General features: G+C 38.4%; 15 protein-coding genes. 12 read left to right on the forward strand and 3 right to left on the reverse strand.

The window, feature by feature from the left end:
- Positions 1-83: 83 nt before the first annotated feature.
- Both PVK63_RS05730 and PVK63_RS05735 read left to right on the forward strand, forming a co-directional pair.
- Positions 84-653: a curlin subunit CsgB gene (locus tag PVK63_RS05730; RefSeq protein ID WP_130046758.1), complete on the forward strand. Its 570-nt coding sequence runs from the start codon at positions 84-86 to the stop codon at positions 651-653.
- Between the two features lie 21 nt (positions 654-674).
- Positions 675-1,691 (forward strand): curlin associated precursor, CsgA like protein, encoded by a 1,017-nt coding sequence (locus PVK63_RS05735; protein WP_274440010.1) that lies wholly within the window; start codon positions 675-677, stop codon positions 1,689-1,691.
- Positions 1,692-1,770: 79 nt separating this feature from the next.
- On the opposite strand, the gene PVK63_RS05740 is transcribed toward PVK63_RS05735, so the two are convergent.
- Positions 1,771-2,742, reverse strand: coding sequence for an esterase/lipase family protein (locus PVK63_RS05740; protein ID WP_274440011.1), 972 nt, complete (start codon positions 2,740-2,742; stop codon positions 1,771-1,773).
- Positions 2,743-3,166: 424 nt separating this feature from the next.
- On the opposite strand from PVK63_RS05740, the gene PVK63_RS05745 reads away from it, so the two are divergent.
- The 7 genes from PVK63_RS05745 to PVK63_RS05775 all read left to right on the forward strand — a co-directional run bounded on the left by PVK63_RS05745 (position 3,167) and on the right by PVK63_RS05775 (position 12,528).
- Positions 3,167-3,691 (forward strand): pilus assembly FimT family protein, encoded by a 525-nt coding sequence (locus tag PVK63_RS05745; protein WP_274440013.1) that lies wholly within the window; start codon positions 3,167-3,169, stop codon positions 3,689-3,691.
- Positions 3,681-4,229 carry a type IV pilus modification PilV family protein gene (locus PVK63_RS05750; RefSeq protein WP_274440014.1) on the forward strand — a complete coding sequence of 183 codons (549 nt, stop codon included), beginning with the start codon at positions 3,681-3,683 and terminating at the stop codon, positions 4,227-4,229. The genes PVK63_RS05745 and PVK63_RS05750 overlap by 11 nt, the downstream gene beginning before the upstream one ends.
- Entirely contained in the window at positions 4,229-5,023 is a 795-nt protein-coding gene (locus tag PVK63_RS05755) for a PilW family protein (RefSeq protein ID WP_274440015.1), read from the forward strand. Before PVK63_RS05750 ends, PVK63_RS05755 begins: the two co-directional genes overlap by 1 nt.
- Complete coding sequence (locus PVK63_RS05760) at positions 4,995-5,426, forward strand: MSHA biogenesis protein MshP (RefSeq protein WP_274440017.1); 432 nt, start codon at positions 4,995-4,997, stop codon at positions 5,424-5,426. Before PVK63_RS05755 ends, PVK63_RS05760 begins: the two co-directional genes overlap by 29 nt.
- On the forward strand, positions 5,419-9,831 hold the full coding sequence (locus PVK63_RS05765; RefSeq protein WP_274440046.1) for a DUF6701 domain-containing protein: 4,413 nt from the start codon (positions 5,419-5,421) through the stop codon (positions 9,829-9,831). The genes PVK63_RS05760 and PVK63_RS05765 overlap by 8 nt, the downstream gene beginning before the upstream one ends.
- Positions 9,832-9,867: 36 nt before the next feature.
- Positions 9,868-10,788 (forward strand): M14 family metallopeptidase, encoded by a 921-nt coding sequence (locus PVK63_RS05770; RefSeq protein WP_274440018.1) that lies wholly within the window; start codon positions 9,868-9,870, stop codon positions 10,786-10,788.
- Between the two features lie 264 nt (positions 10,789-11,052).
- Complete coding sequence (locus PVK63_RS05775) at positions 11,053-12,528, forward strand: peptide MFS transporter (protein WP_274440019.1); 1,476 nt, start codon at positions 11,053-11,055, stop codon at positions 12,526-12,528.
- Between the two features lie 67 nt (positions 12,529-12,595).
- Here the strand turns inward: PVK63_RS05775 and PVK63_RS05780 are convergent, their stop codons facing one another.
- Both PVK63_RS05780 and PVK63_RS05785 read right to left on the reverse strand, forming a co-directional pair.
- Complete coding sequence (locus PVK63_RS05780; protein ID WP_274440020.1) at positions 12,596-14,332, reverse strand: ATP-binding protein; 1,737 nt, start codon at positions 14,330-14,332, stop codon at positions 12,596-12,598.
- 19 nt (positions 14,333-14,351) lie between these two features.
- Entirely contained in the window at positions 14,352-14,885 is a 534-nt protein-coding gene (locus tag PVK63_RS05785; protein WP_274440021.1) for a heme NO-binding domain-containing protein, read from the reverse strand.
- Positions 14,886-15,180: 295 nt separating this feature from the next.
- On the opposite strand from PVK63_RS05785, the gene PVK63_RS05790 reads away from it, so the two are divergent.
- The 3 genes from PVK63_RS05790 to PVK63_RS05800 all read left to right on the forward strand — a co-directional run bounded on the left by PVK63_RS05790 (position 15,181) and on the right by PVK63_RS05800 (position 17,179).
- Positions 15,181-15,645 carry a hypothetical protein gene (locus tag PVK63_RS05790; RefSeq protein WP_274440022.1) on the forward strand — a complete coding sequence of 155 codons (465 nt, stop codon included), beginning with the start codon at positions 15,181-15,183 and terminating at the stop codon, positions 15,643-15,645.
- Positions 15,646-15,778: 133 nt separating this feature from the next.
- Complete coding sequence (locus tag PVK63_RS05795; RefSeq protein ID WP_146864443.1) at positions 15,779-15,961, forward strand: hypothetical protein; 183 nt, start codon at positions 15,779-15,781, stop codon at positions 15,959-15,961.
- Positions 15,962-15,970: 9 nt separating this feature from the next.
- A complete protein-coding gene (locus PVK63_RS05800; protein ID WP_274440023.1) occupies positions 15,971-17,179 on the forward strand; it encodes an MFS transporter in 1,209 nt (402 codons plus the stop codon).
- Positions 17,180-17,338 lie beyond the last annotated feature (159 nt).

The raw sequence follows: 17,338 nt of genomic DNA on the forward strand, positions 1-17,338 counted from the left end.
AAAAGTTCATGGTTGTTATTTCTTTAAAAACCATACTTTTTAGGTAACAAAAAACATATTCACAAGAAAAGAGGGATACTGATATGATAAAATTATCAGTAAGTTATCTCTATTTATTACTAGCTGTAAGTAGTTATACCTATGCCACTGGTGATCTAGGAATTAATGAATTTAATGCGCCTGATGAATTGACTCTATTATCTGAACTAAACACTGGTCATGATAATAATGCCATCGTTGAGCTTACTAATTCGACTAATTCTCGGGTAATTATTTTACAGCATAACGTGAATGGAGCAGGAAGTAACAAAGCTAAAGTACAACAAGCAGGTTACAACAATAATGCCAATATAGTACAGCTGGGAAGCAATAACACAGGCCTAATTTCCCAAAATGGAACAAATAATAGTGCTTCTCTTGAGCAATGGGGAACAAACCATGAAGGTGCTATTTTACAAAATGGGAATGACAATATCGCTCATTTAACACAAACGGGTAACGGTAAACAAAATGTAGTAAATCAGACAGGTGATTCAAACATTGCAGCGGCAGTAAATAAAAATAATGGAGCAGGTTTTTCCATTAATCAAACTGGCAATCAAGGAATTATCTTAGTCAATGGTATGGATAGATTTATATCCATCATAAATTAAAGTATTTCAAGGAAGTTTATTATGAAAAATCTAGCTATCGCAATCTCAACCATCTTACTTTCTGGTGCGGTATATGCCGGAAACACGGCCGATGTTGAATTAGTTAACGCTGATGATAACACTGTGGATATTTTCCAGATGTCACCAGCACTAGGTAATGATGCTGACGTATTAATTAAAAACTCAGATGATAATAACGTTGATGTTTATCAAATGGGCCGTCATAACGATGCTGTCGTTAGAGCTCGTAATAACAGTGATGACAATGATCTATTCATTGGTCAACAAGGTCGACACAATGAAGCAGTAGTAAAAGCTCGTCGTCATAGTGATGACAATAACCTTGCTGTGGAGCAACAAGGTCGTCGTAATTTCGGTAAAATTGAAGCATACGACAGTGATGATAACATGGCACTGATTGACCAAGATGGACGCCATAACGATGCTCTAATTGATATGGATTACTCTGATGGCAATATGGTTAATACTATTGAACAAGATGGTCGTCGAAATGATGCGGCTATTTATCTAGATGGTGCCGATGACAATGCGAGTAATACCATTGTACAAGATGGTCGTCGAAATGATGCCACCATTGGTATTTATGGTGGTTCTAGTAATGATTCTCTTGCCATTGTACAAGATGGTCGCCGAAATGACTCAACGATTAGTGTTTATGGTGGTTCAGGTAATACTGCTTTAACTGACATCGATGGTCATGATAACGAGACTTATACTGCCTTTTATGGTGGAGCATCGGATAATGACACTGAAATCCTACTAGAAAATGGAGCACTAGAGAATACAGTTTACGCCGTTGTTGTTGGCGGAAATGATAATGAGGTAGATGTACTTATTGATGCCAGCCACGATAACTTTGCTATGGTTAATCAATGGGGCAGTGATTCTGATGCAACCATTAGCCTAGTTAATGATTCTAACAGTAACTTTATTATGGTTAATCAAACTAACAACGATTCAGCAACTGTTATGGCAGATAATAGTAGTGGTAACGGTGTATTTATTACACAATTCTAATTCCATGTTGATAAGTTAATATAATTACAATCCCTATCTATTTTGATAGGGATTTTTATTGTAGAAGCATTAATGATGTTTAATCCAAGTACAATTGTTGAATTAAACGCGCTTGCTCTAATTGATCAATAGTTCCATTATCAATCAGCAATTGTTGATCTTTTAAAATACTAATTAAATCTGTCGGCACAGAATCTCCATTACCAACAATTTCTACGTGACCTGCTTGTACCGTTACCAAATCCGTATTAGCCCTATTATCTACCTGATTATTTGATTGCTCATTGACGCTGAATACATAATCATCTTCAAGGCAAACACCTTCATCATTGGTTCTTCGGCACGTATTACGCTCATCTGTTTTGATAACTAAATGTTGAGATACAGAAGCAACAAGCTCTCCCGGTTGCTCAATAAAATCAGCATTAGGGGGGATCTGTTGGTACTTCTCTCCAGTAACTGCATAACAAATTAAATCGACAATCCCCAAAGAAAGAATTCTTAAAGGCGTGATACCACAATGTGACGATATTTCAATACCATTAAATGGCGAAGATATGGTTGTAAGTTGCAGTTGTTTTGTAGCGACTTTTTTCTCATCCTCTCTATCAACCGTAAGTGCCCGACGAGCGACCAAACCACCTTGACTATGTCCAATTACATGCAGGGATTGATTAGGGTTTTCATTTGATAATTTATTTAAGGCAGAAACCAGTTCGCCGGAGGTCTCTTCTAAACTTTTTCTATCATCGTATTCAAAACAAATGGCTTGTTGATCATATAAACCATAGACATCCGCTAAGGTTTTAAATTGGCCAGCAGAAGCGAAGCAGCCATGAGCGATAATGGTTAACGGTTCATCTGGATTTAAGTGAATGCGATTATCACTCGTATTATTACAATGCTTTAAGCCATCAATCTGTAAGGTTTGTTTGGTTAACATGGTTGGTTCTTCAACCTTATCAATATCATTGACTGAAGCTGACGAACAACCAACCAGACCGAAGAATACTCCAACGCTGGCACATCGCAAAAAGTCGATTTGATTCATTAAGTTCATCCATAAACACAATATAAAATAATAATAGAGTATTTTTTATTCCATTATTACCCTTAGATGAAGAACATTAACAAACTATTCGACAGCTCTCTTGTTATTGCCGCAGATCAAAGCCAAGAAGGTAACAGCCCAATAACTCTAAATGGGGATGAAAAGCTCACCTCACGCTTTCTTTCTATTTATTTCTAAAACTAATAAATACCCATTGACAGTTTATAAAAAGCGAGTATTTTCAATGAAGTTAATTTTTTGAAGTCAATCGCAAAAAAATTTAGTAAAAACAATGAATTTTTACATTAATAAATCATAAATCACATAAAATATCCATTTGATTAGCGCTTATTTTACTTCCATTAAAAACTTTTATCCGTACACTAACCGACCTATTTACAGTTAATGTTTTGTAACATAAAAAATGACTCGAAACCATACATCAGGATTCACTTTAATTGAGCTAATTGCTGTCATTATTTTGCTCTCAATCATATCAATTAGCGCAAGTAGCTATTTCTCTGGAATTAGTAGCGTTTCTGCGCATACATTACAAACTGAATTACTACATTCATTACGCTTAACTCAAACTCGCGCCATGAATAGAAACGGTTACTGTAACCGGTGGTTAATTAATTCAAACCGAGCTCAACAAGTTAGCCTTGATAAAACAATTGAATGCGCCAGCTCCTTTCCAAATACCCAACGTAGTAATAAGTATCTTGAAAACGAAGACATTACTTATGTGGCTATTTTAGAAAAACAAAGTGCCGACTTCGCCTTACAGATAGGGACCCAATACAATGCATTAGCAACACCTTTTGCTTTTGATTTTGATGTTATGGGGCGAGTAAAGCAGTGCAAAAACACAGTTTGCAAAATTTTCATTAATGCTAAATCACAAACTAAAATCTGCATTGAAAAAGAAGGATATATTCATGCTTGCTAAACACCAAAAAGGATTTAGCCTGGTTTCAATTGTTCTCTCAATTGTTCTAATGAGTTTTGCCTTAATTATCGTAACCACCTCACTCGTTCCTCGTTCACAACATAATGCCGAACTAATGTACTCAACAAAAGCCGCTGAACTTGGTGCCGCGGTAATGGATGAAATTGTAGGTCGCCAATTTGATCAAAAAAGTGGCCCTAATGGCGGGTTACCTGTATGCGAACCGACCAAAGAACCTTTTTGCACAACTCCTGACAAATTAGGACCAGATGAAGAAGCTAACGAAGATAAAACAACACGAACGCTCTACAACGACGTCGATGATTTTGATGAGTTAACTGGCTCTGTAAAAGATGTGTTAGGCAATGATTTAGCAGGTATCTACCCTAACTTTTCTCTTTCTATTGAGGTTTTCTACGACGCTAATTTAGATGGAAAACCGGATGCTATCAGCGGAAACTTAAAGCGTATAGTTGTCGATGTGGTAGACCCATCAGGTCAGCATTACGCTTTTTCAGTAATTCGAGGTAATTTTTAATGAAACGCTCCCTTGGGTTTACTCTACTTGAAATGATTGTTTCAATTGTCTTATTGGCCATCGTTGGGCTTTCTCTCAGCGCGATTATTCAGCACAGCATGTCTATTTATACCGATACAACCACCCGTGAAGAGTTGCTATTACAAGGCCGTTTTGTCACAGAGCGTATGCACAAAGAAATTCGTGATGCCGTACCAAACAGCGTACAAATCAACCAAACAACACAATGCATTGAATGGTTACCAATCACCAATACCGCAGTCTATGAAGCACTACCATTAGCACCAGAATCTGCAAATACGATGAGAGTATTACCAGAGCATGGTTTTGTTCAATCAGAGCGCGTGGTTATTATGCCAATTAATACTCAAGACTTACTTGATGATATACCAAGCAATGGCGTAGATCGCGTCGCTGAGATTAAAAACAATATCGATTTTACGCCAGCCCCTGAAGCTACAACCGTAGAAATTGAGTTTACTCAAGAAACCAGTTTTACGGCAAACTCCCCTGCCCATCGCTTATTTGCCTACAAAACCCCTGTGGCTTATTGCTTAGAAGGCAGCCTATTATATCGTTATGCAAATTATCCGTTGTCTCGCAGTGAACTTTCTCCTGCTGAATTAAGTGCGGGAGATCGTGAGTTAATGGCTGAAAAAATCAAAAGTGTTCAATTTGATGTTAAGCAAGCTTCTCTCGTGCGTAATGGCTTAGTAAAACTGCAATTTGTCTTTAGTGATAATAATGAAGAAGTGAGGTTGGATCATGATGTCCTTATCGCAAACACGCCTTAGTCGTCAAAATGGCTCAGCACTTATTCTTACTGTTTTTGTTATCGTTATTGTTGGTTTTCTGGCTCTTATGGCAACGAAAAACCAACAGAAAATGAGTACGCATATCGTGACTTCTATTATGGGCACGCGAACTAATATGGCAGCTCAATCTGGCTCTAAAATTGAGATCAGTCGTTTCTACATGGATAAATCAGGTAGTTGTTTTACTACTGATAATCCAGCAAGTATTTATACATTTAAAGGCGAAGGCTTATCGCAATGTACAGCAGAAGTAAAATGTACACCTATTGGCAAACTAGATTCAGGTAGAGCTGTGTATAACCTAACCAGTACAGCAACATGTAAATTTGGAACCACCACCTTACAACGTATTATTGAAGTAGGTATTCGCAGTGATGACTAAACTTTTCTCTCGCTCACTCATTATTTCAGTCTTTAGCTTATGTTTGATGCCACTGAGTGCATTTGCTTTTCCGACCATAAATCCAAATACTTACTTTCCGGGGATTGCACAAGGGCACTCAATGAAATGCTCTAATCCAAAGCAGCTAACCATGTATAACGATGCCAAAATCGAGGGTACTCAAGGCCATAGCTTAGATTTTTGTTCAAGTATTAGTCATTACGAATTACCTGATGATAGTTGCGATAATGGTAATGGTGGCTATCACCAATGTTCAATCACTGGAAAAAATACACCAGCCCTACCGTTACCTTCTTTTCAATTAGGTAATTCAAAAAAGGATCAAACGTGTGACTCTGGAGTACTGACTCTTAATAATAGAAAATATAGAAATATAACAATCCGAAACACCTGTGATGCCAATATACCAACTCATAGTGGTACAACGTATATCCATAAACTAACGCTTGAAAGTACAACTATTACACTAAATGCTGGTGACTATTGGGTCGAAAATTTATATATGTTTGGATTTGCAAACATTAACGTGACAGGCAATGCACGTTTATTTGTAAAAAATGACATTGAATTAAACAACGATGCAAAAATAACAAAAACAGGAAACGGCTCACTTTTCGTTGTTGGCTATGATGATATTTCCCTCCACGATAACAGCTATATCGAAGGCTATGTTTATGCGAATGATAAACTCACATTAAACAACCAGTCTCATATTGATGGTCGAGCTTCTAGCCGAAGTTTATTTATGGAAGGTGATGCCTATATTAATAAAACACTAACCCCTCCTCCAACCCTTCCAGCTGCGGCATTATCTCTACGCTTAGATGAAGACTCGTGGAACGGTTCGATTGGTGAGGTTAAAGACAGCTCTGGCAACGGCTATGACGGTATCGCTATTAATAACCTTGCTCCTCAAAAAGACAACCCAGCCCTACCTATCGATGTAGCCAAGATGGGGACTTGTGGCTATGGCGCTTTTAATAAATCACAACAACAATACATTGAAGTTCCGAATAACAGTAAACTGTCTAATGAAGATACCATTACGGTCAGCGCATGGATAAACCCAAGCTCATACCCTTCTAGCGGTCGCCTTAATACTATTGTCTCGAAAAATGGTAATTATGAATTTCATTTAAACTCACATGGCCAAGTCAATTGGTATTGGGAGTTAAAAAACTCTCGCTACCCTATGAACCTAACGACGACACAAAGTATTCCCAAAAATCAGTGGTCGCACGTTACCATTCGTTATAACGCTCACGATAGAAATAAAGCCTCGATTTTTATTAATGGCGAAAAAGTAAAATCCATTACTGAAGACGTCTCTCCACTAAAGCACTTACAGGTAAATAATCAGCCACTACAAGTAGGTAATGATTATGATTTAACTCGTACTTTTAATGGCTTAATTGATGAAGTAAACGTATTTGAACAAGCCTTATCTGACGAGCAAATTGAACAACTATACGAGCAACGCCACCCATGCCCTGATGTGGTTTTACCTACTTGTTATGAAGATAATTTTAATAGTGGAAATTTAGACAGCAATTGGGTGACGAGCTCTAGTAGTGGCAGTTTTATTCCTAAAATAATCAATGGTCGATTACAGTTAACTCAAGCAAGAAGAGCACAATCAACGGCTTCTTCTTATCAATATTTATACCCTGCTCTTGGTAACAAGATAGAGGTGGAGTTTGATTACATGGCGTATGGCGGCAATGGTGCTGACGGCCTTGCTATTGTATTTTCTGATGCAGAAATCACCCCTCAAGCAGGCGCATTTGGTGGGCCTTTAGGTTATGGATTCAAGAAGAACTCAGAAGCGGTAAAACCTGGTTTTGCTGGTGGTTGGTTAGGTATTGGTTTAGATGAATACGGCAACTATTCAAAAGAAGGAGGGTCAAAAAACCACAACTCTTACTATACTAATCAATCAGTTGTACTTCGAGGATCAGGCCAGCAATACTCTGGATATAACTATATAGATGGAGAAAAGGTTTCTCCAAATATTGACGGAAATAATGGCAACTATAATACCCATCGTTATCGTATTACTATCGACTCAAGAAGTAATAATACAGCTAATGTAACCGTTGAACGAAGTGTAGAACCTAAGGGAAACACTCCTCGTTTTAACAAAATCATTGGACCGATAAATGTACTGAGCTCTCAATACAATCAAGATGAAACACCTGAAAATTTCATCATGTCTTTAACTGGTTCAACAGGGCAGTTATATAACACTCATGAAATAGATAATTTCAAAGTGTGTGCTCTGTATTCAAAACCGATTGGAGAGCAAATTGACCATTTTGAATTTGACCACTCAGGGCAAGGTTCTACTTGTGATGTATCTAACGTAACATTGCGAGCGTGTGCTGATGCCTCTTGCTCAAGCTTATTTACCGATGAGATTGATGTCACTCTTAATACCAGTAACTTAAGCTCAGATGGTTATTGGCTTGGTGGAAACAATATCACAATGAAAAATGGTATTGCGAACCTGTCCATAGGTAAACCAACTCAAGGGAATGTGAGCTTGAATGTTGATAGCTCATCTCCCTCAACAAAACCATTCAGCAACACCTTATGCAGTATCAATGGCGGTTCATTAAGTAGCCCAAACTGTACTCTCAATTTCAAATCTGAGGGGTTAACCGTTACTGTTCCTGACAAATTAGCCAATAAACCCGTGACAGCAACCATTAAAGGCTGTGGTAATTCCTTTACGGGCACAAAGAACATTCAATTATGGTCTGATTACATTTCACCAACTAAACAAAATATTATTGGTTCACCAAGCCTATATGGACTCGTTAATAATTCATGGCGTGAGATAGGAAAACAAGAAGCGTCTCCCACTACATTCACGTTAAACTTTGCCAATAACGAGGCTCAAATTGCGTTAAATTATATCGATGCTGGGCAACTGCAACTCAATGCTAAATACGCAAAATCGTATAACCAAGATATTGAAGGGAGCGATCAATTTGTCAGTTTTCCTGTTGGCTTAAGTGCGTCAGTAAGCGATAAAAACAATTCAAATTCTAACAGTCGTTGTCAATCAGAAGACACAAGTTGCTCCATTTTTGCTCATGCTGGTGAAGAGTTTAACTTAAACATTAAGGCTCACGCATGGGAGAAGGATAACGACACCAATTTAACTGATAATCCAGTAACTCCAAACTATGCTCAAAATAATTTAATATTAGACCACACACTTATTGCTCCTGCCCAAAACATTGGTGGCAATACAGGGAATTTATTGGTTAATACTTATAATCATGCTGCAAAACAAGACAGCACAAATTCGTTTAAGCAAAGCATTAGTGAGGTCGGTGTTTTTGATATATCAATCACGCCACCACCCGGATACTTAGGCAGTAATGCATATCAGATTAAAGCCGCGAATACGGGGGCCATTGGTCGATTTATTCCGGCGTATTTTAGTTTATCTGCCGAACAACCTACCATCAAAAATGCTTGCAGAACTTATACTTACATGGGACAAACGTTCGTGTTTGATACCTTGCCAACGTTAGAGATAACGCCTCTCTCATACACAGGTGGTCGTTTACAAAACTACAGTATCGGCCAATGGTGGCGCTATAACAAAGAGTGGGATTTTAGAACCTATTCGGCTTCACCTTCCAATATTAAAGTGATAGACAGTGACTCGCTTTCTATCCTTGGTCGACGCGCAGGTTTTGCTTCTTCTGGTAATGTCATTAAATTGCCTCTGCAGAATAAGGTACAACTGCAAAATGCCAAACTGCGTTATAACAAACCGTTTGATCCGATATCACCAACCAATGACACCATCACTTTAGCGCTTACTGCTGAAGACATCGAAGATCAAGATGGCGTTTGTTATAAGTTAAATGCCACAGGAAATTGCCTTAATTATAATTTCCCTGCCACACCTGAGCATCAGCAAAAGTGGGGACGAATAACAATGGAAGATGCGTATGGCTCAGAGTTAAATGCACTTCAATCGAGAATTGAGACTGAATATTACGATAATGGTCGTTTCGTTCGTAACACTACTGACTCTTGCACAGAGCTTAGCCTATCTGATTTTAGCTTTAATGTGGGTAACGATCCAAATGCTCTTCCTGTAGGAAAAGGAATAACAGAAGCGAGTTTTAACAAGGCTCAAAATACTCAAGTTAAAGATGGACTTACGAGCATGGACTTCACTGCCCCTGGAAACGGAAATCAAGGGCAAGTCATTCCTACTTTGTCGTTAGTTAACCTGCCTTGGCTACAGCAAGACCAAGACAATAACGATTCTTTTGAAGATTTCATTAAAGCAACCATTCATTTTGGGATTTATCGCGGAAGTGATCGTATTATATGGAGCCATGAACAAACCAACTAAGTTCATACAGATAGCCATAATTAATAAGGAAACATCATGAAAGACGATTACAGCTACCCAATTGGAACAAAAGGCCAACCTTGGGGCGAAGCAGAAAAAGCGGCTTGGCTTGCAAGCATGACAGTAAAGCGCTCTTACCAAGAAGAAGTAGCAACTAAAATTCATGCGCTTTCTGATCGCTTCGATGTCTCTCAATATGGCGCATTATCGTATGACGAAACGCGCTTTCCATTATTGTGCATTAAAACTCGCCAATGGGATAATGCGAAACCAACACTATTAATTAGCGGTGGTGTTCATGGCTATGAAACTTCAGGCGTTCATGGTGCATTGCAATTTGTAGATACCAAAGCTGAGCATTACAGTCAATGGTTTAATATTGTCGTTGCCCCTTGTGTTAGCCCGTGGGGTTATGAAGTGATTAATCGTTGGAACCCAACAGCGACCGATCCAAACCGTTCTTTTTATGCAGATAGTCCTGCTGAAGAATCGGCAGGATTAATGGCATTAGTTGCATCACTTGGAACGCCTATTTTTGCGCACATTGATCTGCATGAAACGACAGACAGTGATGAAACAGAATTTCGCCCTGCATTAGCTGCACGCGATGGCTTAGAATATATTGAAGGTTACATTCCTGATGGTTTCTACACGGTAGGTGATACAGAAAAACCAGCAACGGCATTTCAAACAGCCATCATTGATTCTGTTCGTACCGTTACACACATTGCACCACCTGATGAGAATAACCAAATTATTGGCTCTGATGTGGTTCAAGAAGGCGTAATTGAATACCCAACGAAGAAGTTAGGTTTGTGTGCAGGTCTAACGGATGCTGATTTTGTATCGACAACTGAAGTGTATCCAGACAGCGACAAAGTAACAGCACAAGAGTGCAATGATGCACAAGTTGCCGCCATTGTTGGTGGCGTTGAGTATCTATTAGCCCAAAAGTAATAAATACCCCCTTCTATTTAGCAAATAGATGATTCGGATCAAAAAGAACACCTTTTGAATGATTCATCTATTTCCTATCAGGATATCGTACACTTAGTAATCATAAGAAAATTAATATATAGAATTATTAATAAATTGTAATATATCCCACTAAAAAACACCCTTACTTACAATATTTACACGATGAAAAAATAAAAAATTCGTATTTTGTTACATTCTCTTAATGGTAAAATACTTGGAGTAATTATCTAAAAGAGAATCCTTATGTGGAACAAATTAAATAAGTCCATGATGTTTTGCCAAATGATGTTTGGCTTATCATTTTATGGCGTAATGGTTATATTAACTCGCTTTTTCTTAGAAGAACTAAACTACAGCGAAGCTGATACCATGATGGTAGTCGGTGCCTTTTCATCTATTGGCCCTCTATTTGCTATCGCCGGTGGCTTTATTGCCGATAAATTTTTAGGCGCTTACCGCTCATTAACCATCAGCTACCTTGGTTTCTCTGTGGGTTACGCTTTACTTGTCTTAGGCTCATACACCACCAATGTTCCAATGGCATTATGCGGTATTGCATTAGCAAGTTACGGCCGTGGTTTAATGTCTCCTTCTTATCCAAGCCTTTATAAGCGCACCTTTGATACCCAGGAACATTTTGAAAACTGCTACCCTGTAAACTACTCAGTAAATAATGTAGGTGCGCTATTGGGCCAGTACTTGTTCCCTATGTTCGTACTAGTGCTTGGCTTCCACGGAAGCTTCATGTTATCTGCTATTCTTGCCTTCTTTGCATTAGCGACATTAGTGGTTTTCCGTAAATCATTATTAACTGTTGGTGCGGATATTGACCAACAACCAGTAAGTTCTAAAAACTGGGCTGCATTTTTAGTTACCTCTATTGCTATGATTGCATTGGTATTCTTCATGTTCTCAAACATGGACATTGGCCAAAACATTGTTTACGCAATTGGCCTTACCGCTATTGGTTACTTCATTTTCTTAATGATCAAATCTGAGAAATCAGACGCATTAAAAATGGGGACTATCCTTATCGTTACAGCACTGACCACAGCTTTCTTTGTTTACTACGGTCAAATGATGACATCAATGACCATGGTAACCATTAATACTATGCGTGGTGATCTATTCAACCTAATCCCAATTGCACCAGAAGCGTCAATGGCGATGAATCCATTATGGTGCATTGTCGCTGGCCCAATCATTGCGATGACATTTTCTGCTCTTGAGAAACGTGATATTCATTTCTCAACAGCAACTAAAATTGGATTTGCCTTCATTCTAACAGCCATTGCTTTTGGTATTTTAACCATGGCGGTAATGAGCGTGGGCGAAGATGTAATCATTCGTCCTGAAGTGTTCCTATTAATTCACTTCTTCCAAGCGTTTGCTGAAGTGATTGTAGGCAGTTTAGTGGTTGCATTCATTCTGTCTGTTGCACCAAAACACATCGAAGGCTTTTCTGTCAGTCTATTCTCTGTTGCGATGGCGTTAAGTGGCATTATTGGTGCGGTATTCTCAACCTCTATCGCTCAAGAGAAAGGCCAAGTGATCACCCAAGAGTTTGTGCAAACGGTTTATGGCGGTTATTTCCAGCTATTAACCATTCTAGCGGTTGTGATGGTTGCAGTTGCTTTTGTTGCTTCATTCATTATTCGTAAGATGCTTGAAAGTAGCAAACATGCAGAAACAGCAGAACTAAAAGAACAAGAAGTGTAATTTCAACCCTTTTAAATATCATAGCCTTACTCTGTATCTTTATAGAGTAAGGCTTTTTTATACCAAGCTATTTATTTACCAATTGGTTTCCCCATCGTTTCAACATCGCTTGAAGTTCTTTTAATTTATAAGGCTTATTCAACGCATCGTCCATTCCTGCAGCAATACACAAATCCACTTCCATCGATGTCGTCCCCGCAGTAAGCGCAATGATCGGCTTATTATACCCGTTCTCTCTTAACTGTTTTGTCGCTTCAAAACCATCCATTATTGGCATTCGACAATCCATCAGTACAATATCAACGTCATTCTTGTTTAAAAAATCAATGGCTTGCTGCCCATTATCGGCAAATTCTGGAGTTACATCTATCTTAGCTAACATCATCTTTAAAATTGTCTGATTCATCTTAATGTCCTCTACCGCCAAGATAGACAGTTGCTCAATTGGAAAAGAAGAACCAACCTCGTTATCATTACTCCTTTGCTGAATCGAAGGTTCATTAAGTGGGATTACTACCTTAAAATCAGAACCAACACCGTCCTCACTTGAAAACGAAATATCCCCATGCATAACCGAGACCAAAAACTGACAAATAGATAACCCAAGACCAGTCCCTTCAAACTGCCTTTGGCTCGAATTATCCACCTGACTAAAAGGATCAAAGAGACTGCTTTGCTTATCTTTAGGAATACCACATCCCGTGTCTGAAACGATTATTTGTAGTGCATTATTAACCCAAGAAACCGATAATATGATCTTGCCTTCTTTGGTAAATTTAATCGCATTACCAATTAGATTTACAATAATTTGTTGAATTCGATCTACATCACCTTGCAACATTTCAGGGAGATTTGGAGTCACATTGACTTCAAAGATCAGTCTTTTTTCTTCAATTTGGTGAGTGAAAATTTGCTGAATAGTCGATATAAGTCGACTTGGTGCAAAATTATCAACTTTAAGATCTAGCATTCCCGCACTCATCTTACTGAAATCAAGCAAGTCATTAATGATAACTCTAAGCATCTCACCTGACTGATGTACAGTCTCAAGCAAAGTACGCTGATATGGAGTAATAACGGTATCTTCCATTAACTCTGCTGACCCTAGCAGCCCGTTAAGCGGTGTTCTTAGTTCATGGTTTATCATGGCAACAAAGTCACGAGTGGCTTGTTCTGATTTCTCTGCTCTTTGCTTCTCTTTAAGTGTTTCTTCTAATAATTTTTGCCTTTCAAAAGCGGCACTGAGCATCTCAGAAAACAAGCCAAACTGATTCTCAATGGTGTCATACCATGTAGAACTCGGAGGCTGAGTAAACATAACTTGCAGCGATCCACATTGCACATCATCTTGATGAAGGTAAACAATCAACTGAGTACACTCCGCATTCCAATCTAAAGAGTGCTTAGATACAGAGAAGTGACTAAATTGAATGCTCTTATCGGTATAGAAAACACTAATATCATGCTCTTGTGTCGCTAGGCTTGAAGAAAGATGAATCGCTTGTATTGGCTCAATATTAACGAGATCTTCAAGTAATCGTTTCAATAGGCCTTTGGTTAATTTCTCTTGCAGTAATCGCTGGCTATACTCCAAAAAAAGAGCCTCAAGATAGCTTTTAAATTTCAATAGAGCCACATCATTCTCAGCCTGCTTTTGCACCATAAGTAACGTATCTTCAACTAACTTTTTGGCGCTATAAAGCTCATTACTTTTCTTTTCAAGTAAGGTTTCTGCGGCTTTACGAGCTTGTTTTTCTCGCTGAATTTTCCGATTTAACAGCTCTATCATTTTCTCACTATCCATCTTTATCCCCTTAATGAAATTACACTTTCAATAAAGTAAAACGAACTTGAGAACCATCTTCCTGAATCGCTTGCATTTGAATATCTATATTTTCATTGAAGTGCTCAGCACACCCTTGGATCAACCCAAAACACACATTAGAAAAACAACGTGCAGAGATATAATCCATCACCATTTCTGATTCTGTATTAGAAATAAAAACAAACTCTGGCGGACTTGCTTGTGCATACAACTTCTTTACTTCAAGATGAATATAACTTTCTACTTGTTTAATAAAATCAAACGTATTAGACGACTTACCTTCCAGACTTGGCATGCTGTTATAAAGAGTAAAGAAAACTGATTTCCCATAAACTTGCTGTAAATCTTCAATACTAATATTGGTTAATTTGCTTAATGACACAATCAACTTAACTAAGTCTTTATGATCATAAGTACCGACAGAGGTATAAGCTCCGTCATCATTATTATCATCTAACATTTGCTGGCACACTTCCAAGCCAAAGGTATCTTCCACTAACTCTAAAAACTCTGAAAAAATAATCCCTTTCATATTTAATCCTATTTACAAACTAGCTTTATCTAAGTGTAGGAAGTAATAACTAAATAAGGTAGGTTTATCTTTGATTAGTAAACGGTAAATCTAATAAACAGATAATGCTACTGTTTGATATCACACATTGCTCTCCCTAAAATACTGCATCAATCTCTGAGGATGCTGTATGAGTAATAAGTTGACTTTTCTGCTTCTGTTTCAGCATTTATCAAAATAAAGACACGACATTTAGCTTTAAGTCTATACACTGGCCTCAATATTTATAAAAGTTAGTATATAGAGTCCCCCTCTTATGAAGCCAACACTTCCATTAATGTCATTACTTACTCTTCTTAGCGGTTGCCAGCTAGAAAGTACTCTAGAACCAGAGGCTATTCAGTGCAGTAACAATGAGTTCTTATTGTCATTACCAGAAGACATTCCTGATTATCGTCACGCCATGGCTGAGTTTTCACAAATTGGTGGCGAAAACCCTCTTAATTCAATGAGTTTTGTCAGCCAATGCATACCTAAAACGTCTTTTAAAGACCTTGCCGAGAACAGCGCTAAAGCGATCTTATCTTCGAACTATAAAAGCGCAGGTCAAGTTGTTCATTTTAGAATTAAAAGCAATGTTGCGTACGTAGAGCTCGCCGCTCATACCAACCATTGGGCGGGCTCTTCCGCTGCACTGGCTGCGGTAGATCCTATAATTAAACGTAATCTGTTTTTAAACAGTAAAGTTGAAGACGTTATCGTTGGTGAAATTACCGACTAAATTTAGCTAGCACCTTCCTTTATTGGTAATACTATGCATAAAAATCATAGAGTCTTTGAAAAATAGTCATTTGCCTCATAGGCAGCCTTTCTCTACTATGCGCGCTCTTCTTTTTTAACCCTAAGAGCGCAGCATGTTTTCACAATCCATTTTCGCTCAATTGGTCAGAATGAGTGTGTTATTAGTTTTATCCCTTATTGCCGTTCATAACTCACCTGCTTTGTTGAATTTATTAGCTCAACAAGCCGTAAATAGTGGATGCCACCAGCAAACAGGTCAAGACGATAGCCATCACCATTCTCATCATCACCATTAAGAGCACATTATGAGTATTTTTCGTTTTCCACCACTAGTATGGCTTGGGATCGGGATTTTAATTATCAGTCTAGGGATCAGACAATCATTCGGCATTTTTATGATGCCAATTTCAGAGCACTTCCAAACCGGTCGTGAATTTTTCAGTTTTGCTATTGCCTTACAAAACCTTTTATTTGGTATTTTCCAACCATTTATAGGCATGGCATCTGACAAATGGGGCTCAAAGCGCATCATTATTATGGGTGCTATCGCTTATGCAGCTGGCCTTGCTTTAACGTCTATTGCCACTGAATCAAGTATGCTTTATGTCTCTTTAGGAGCTCTCGTTGGTCTTGGATTAAGTGCAACAAGTTATGTGATCATTTTGGGCGCGGTTGCCAAAGTCGTTCCTGCTGAGCACGCGGCAAAAGCCTTTGGCTTAACCACAGCAGCAGGTTCTTTTGGGATGTTTGCTATGATCCCTGGTGCACAAACGTTATTGCATGACTTTAACTGGCAAATTGCGATGCAAGTATTTGCGATGTTATGTGCATTGATGGTGGCTTTTGCGCTATTTATGAAAACTGCAAAACCATCATCACAAGGCGCGACAGTAGAAGACACTCAAACCCTAACAGAGGCATTAAAAGAGGCCTTTTCACACAAGGGTTACTGGTTCATACACGCAGGTTTCTTTGTGTGTGGTTTTCATGTGATGTTTATTGCAACGCATTTACCTAGTTATTTAGCAGATAAAGACTTACCCGCTTCAAGCGCAGCAATGGCATTAGCTTATGTCGGTATCTTTAATATCTTTGGCTCTTACTTTTGGGGTGTGATGGGGGACAAATTCAACAAGCGTCACGTAATGTCTGCATTGTATTTTGTTCGTACTGTTGTCATTGGTGCGTTCGTCACTTTACCTGTAACAGAGCATACAGCGGCTATCTTTGGTGGCGCCATTGGTTTCTGTTGGTTAGGAACAGTGCCATTAACCTCTGGTTTGGTTCGCCAAATATTTGGGGCTCGTTACTTATCAACCTTGTATGGTTTAGTTTTCTTTACTCATCAGGTTGGCAGCTTTTTAGGCGCTTGGGCTGGCGGTCGTATTTATGATTATTACGGTTCATATGAGCCAATCTGGTGGTCTACGGTTGTTCTGGCTTTCTGTGCGGCATTAATTCATTTACCAATTAATGATAAACCAGTAGAAAGGCTGAAATTACAAACCGCGTAAGTACGTTTCAGAACAAGGCAGCACACTACAACAAAGCCGATACTCTTCATGTGTATCGGCTTTTTTCTTAACAAGAGAAATCACAACGCAACAAAAAAAGAAATAAATTACATAAATATAGAGTTAAGTCGTAAATTTCTTTCCAGCCATTATCTTAAA

Origin of the sequence: Aliivibrio sp. S2TY2, assembly GCF_028765525.1 — a bacterium.
GTDB classification, from domain to species: Bacteria; Pseudomonadota; Gammaproteobacteria; order Enterobacterales; family Vibrionaceae; genus Aliivibrio; species Aliivibrio finisterrensis_A.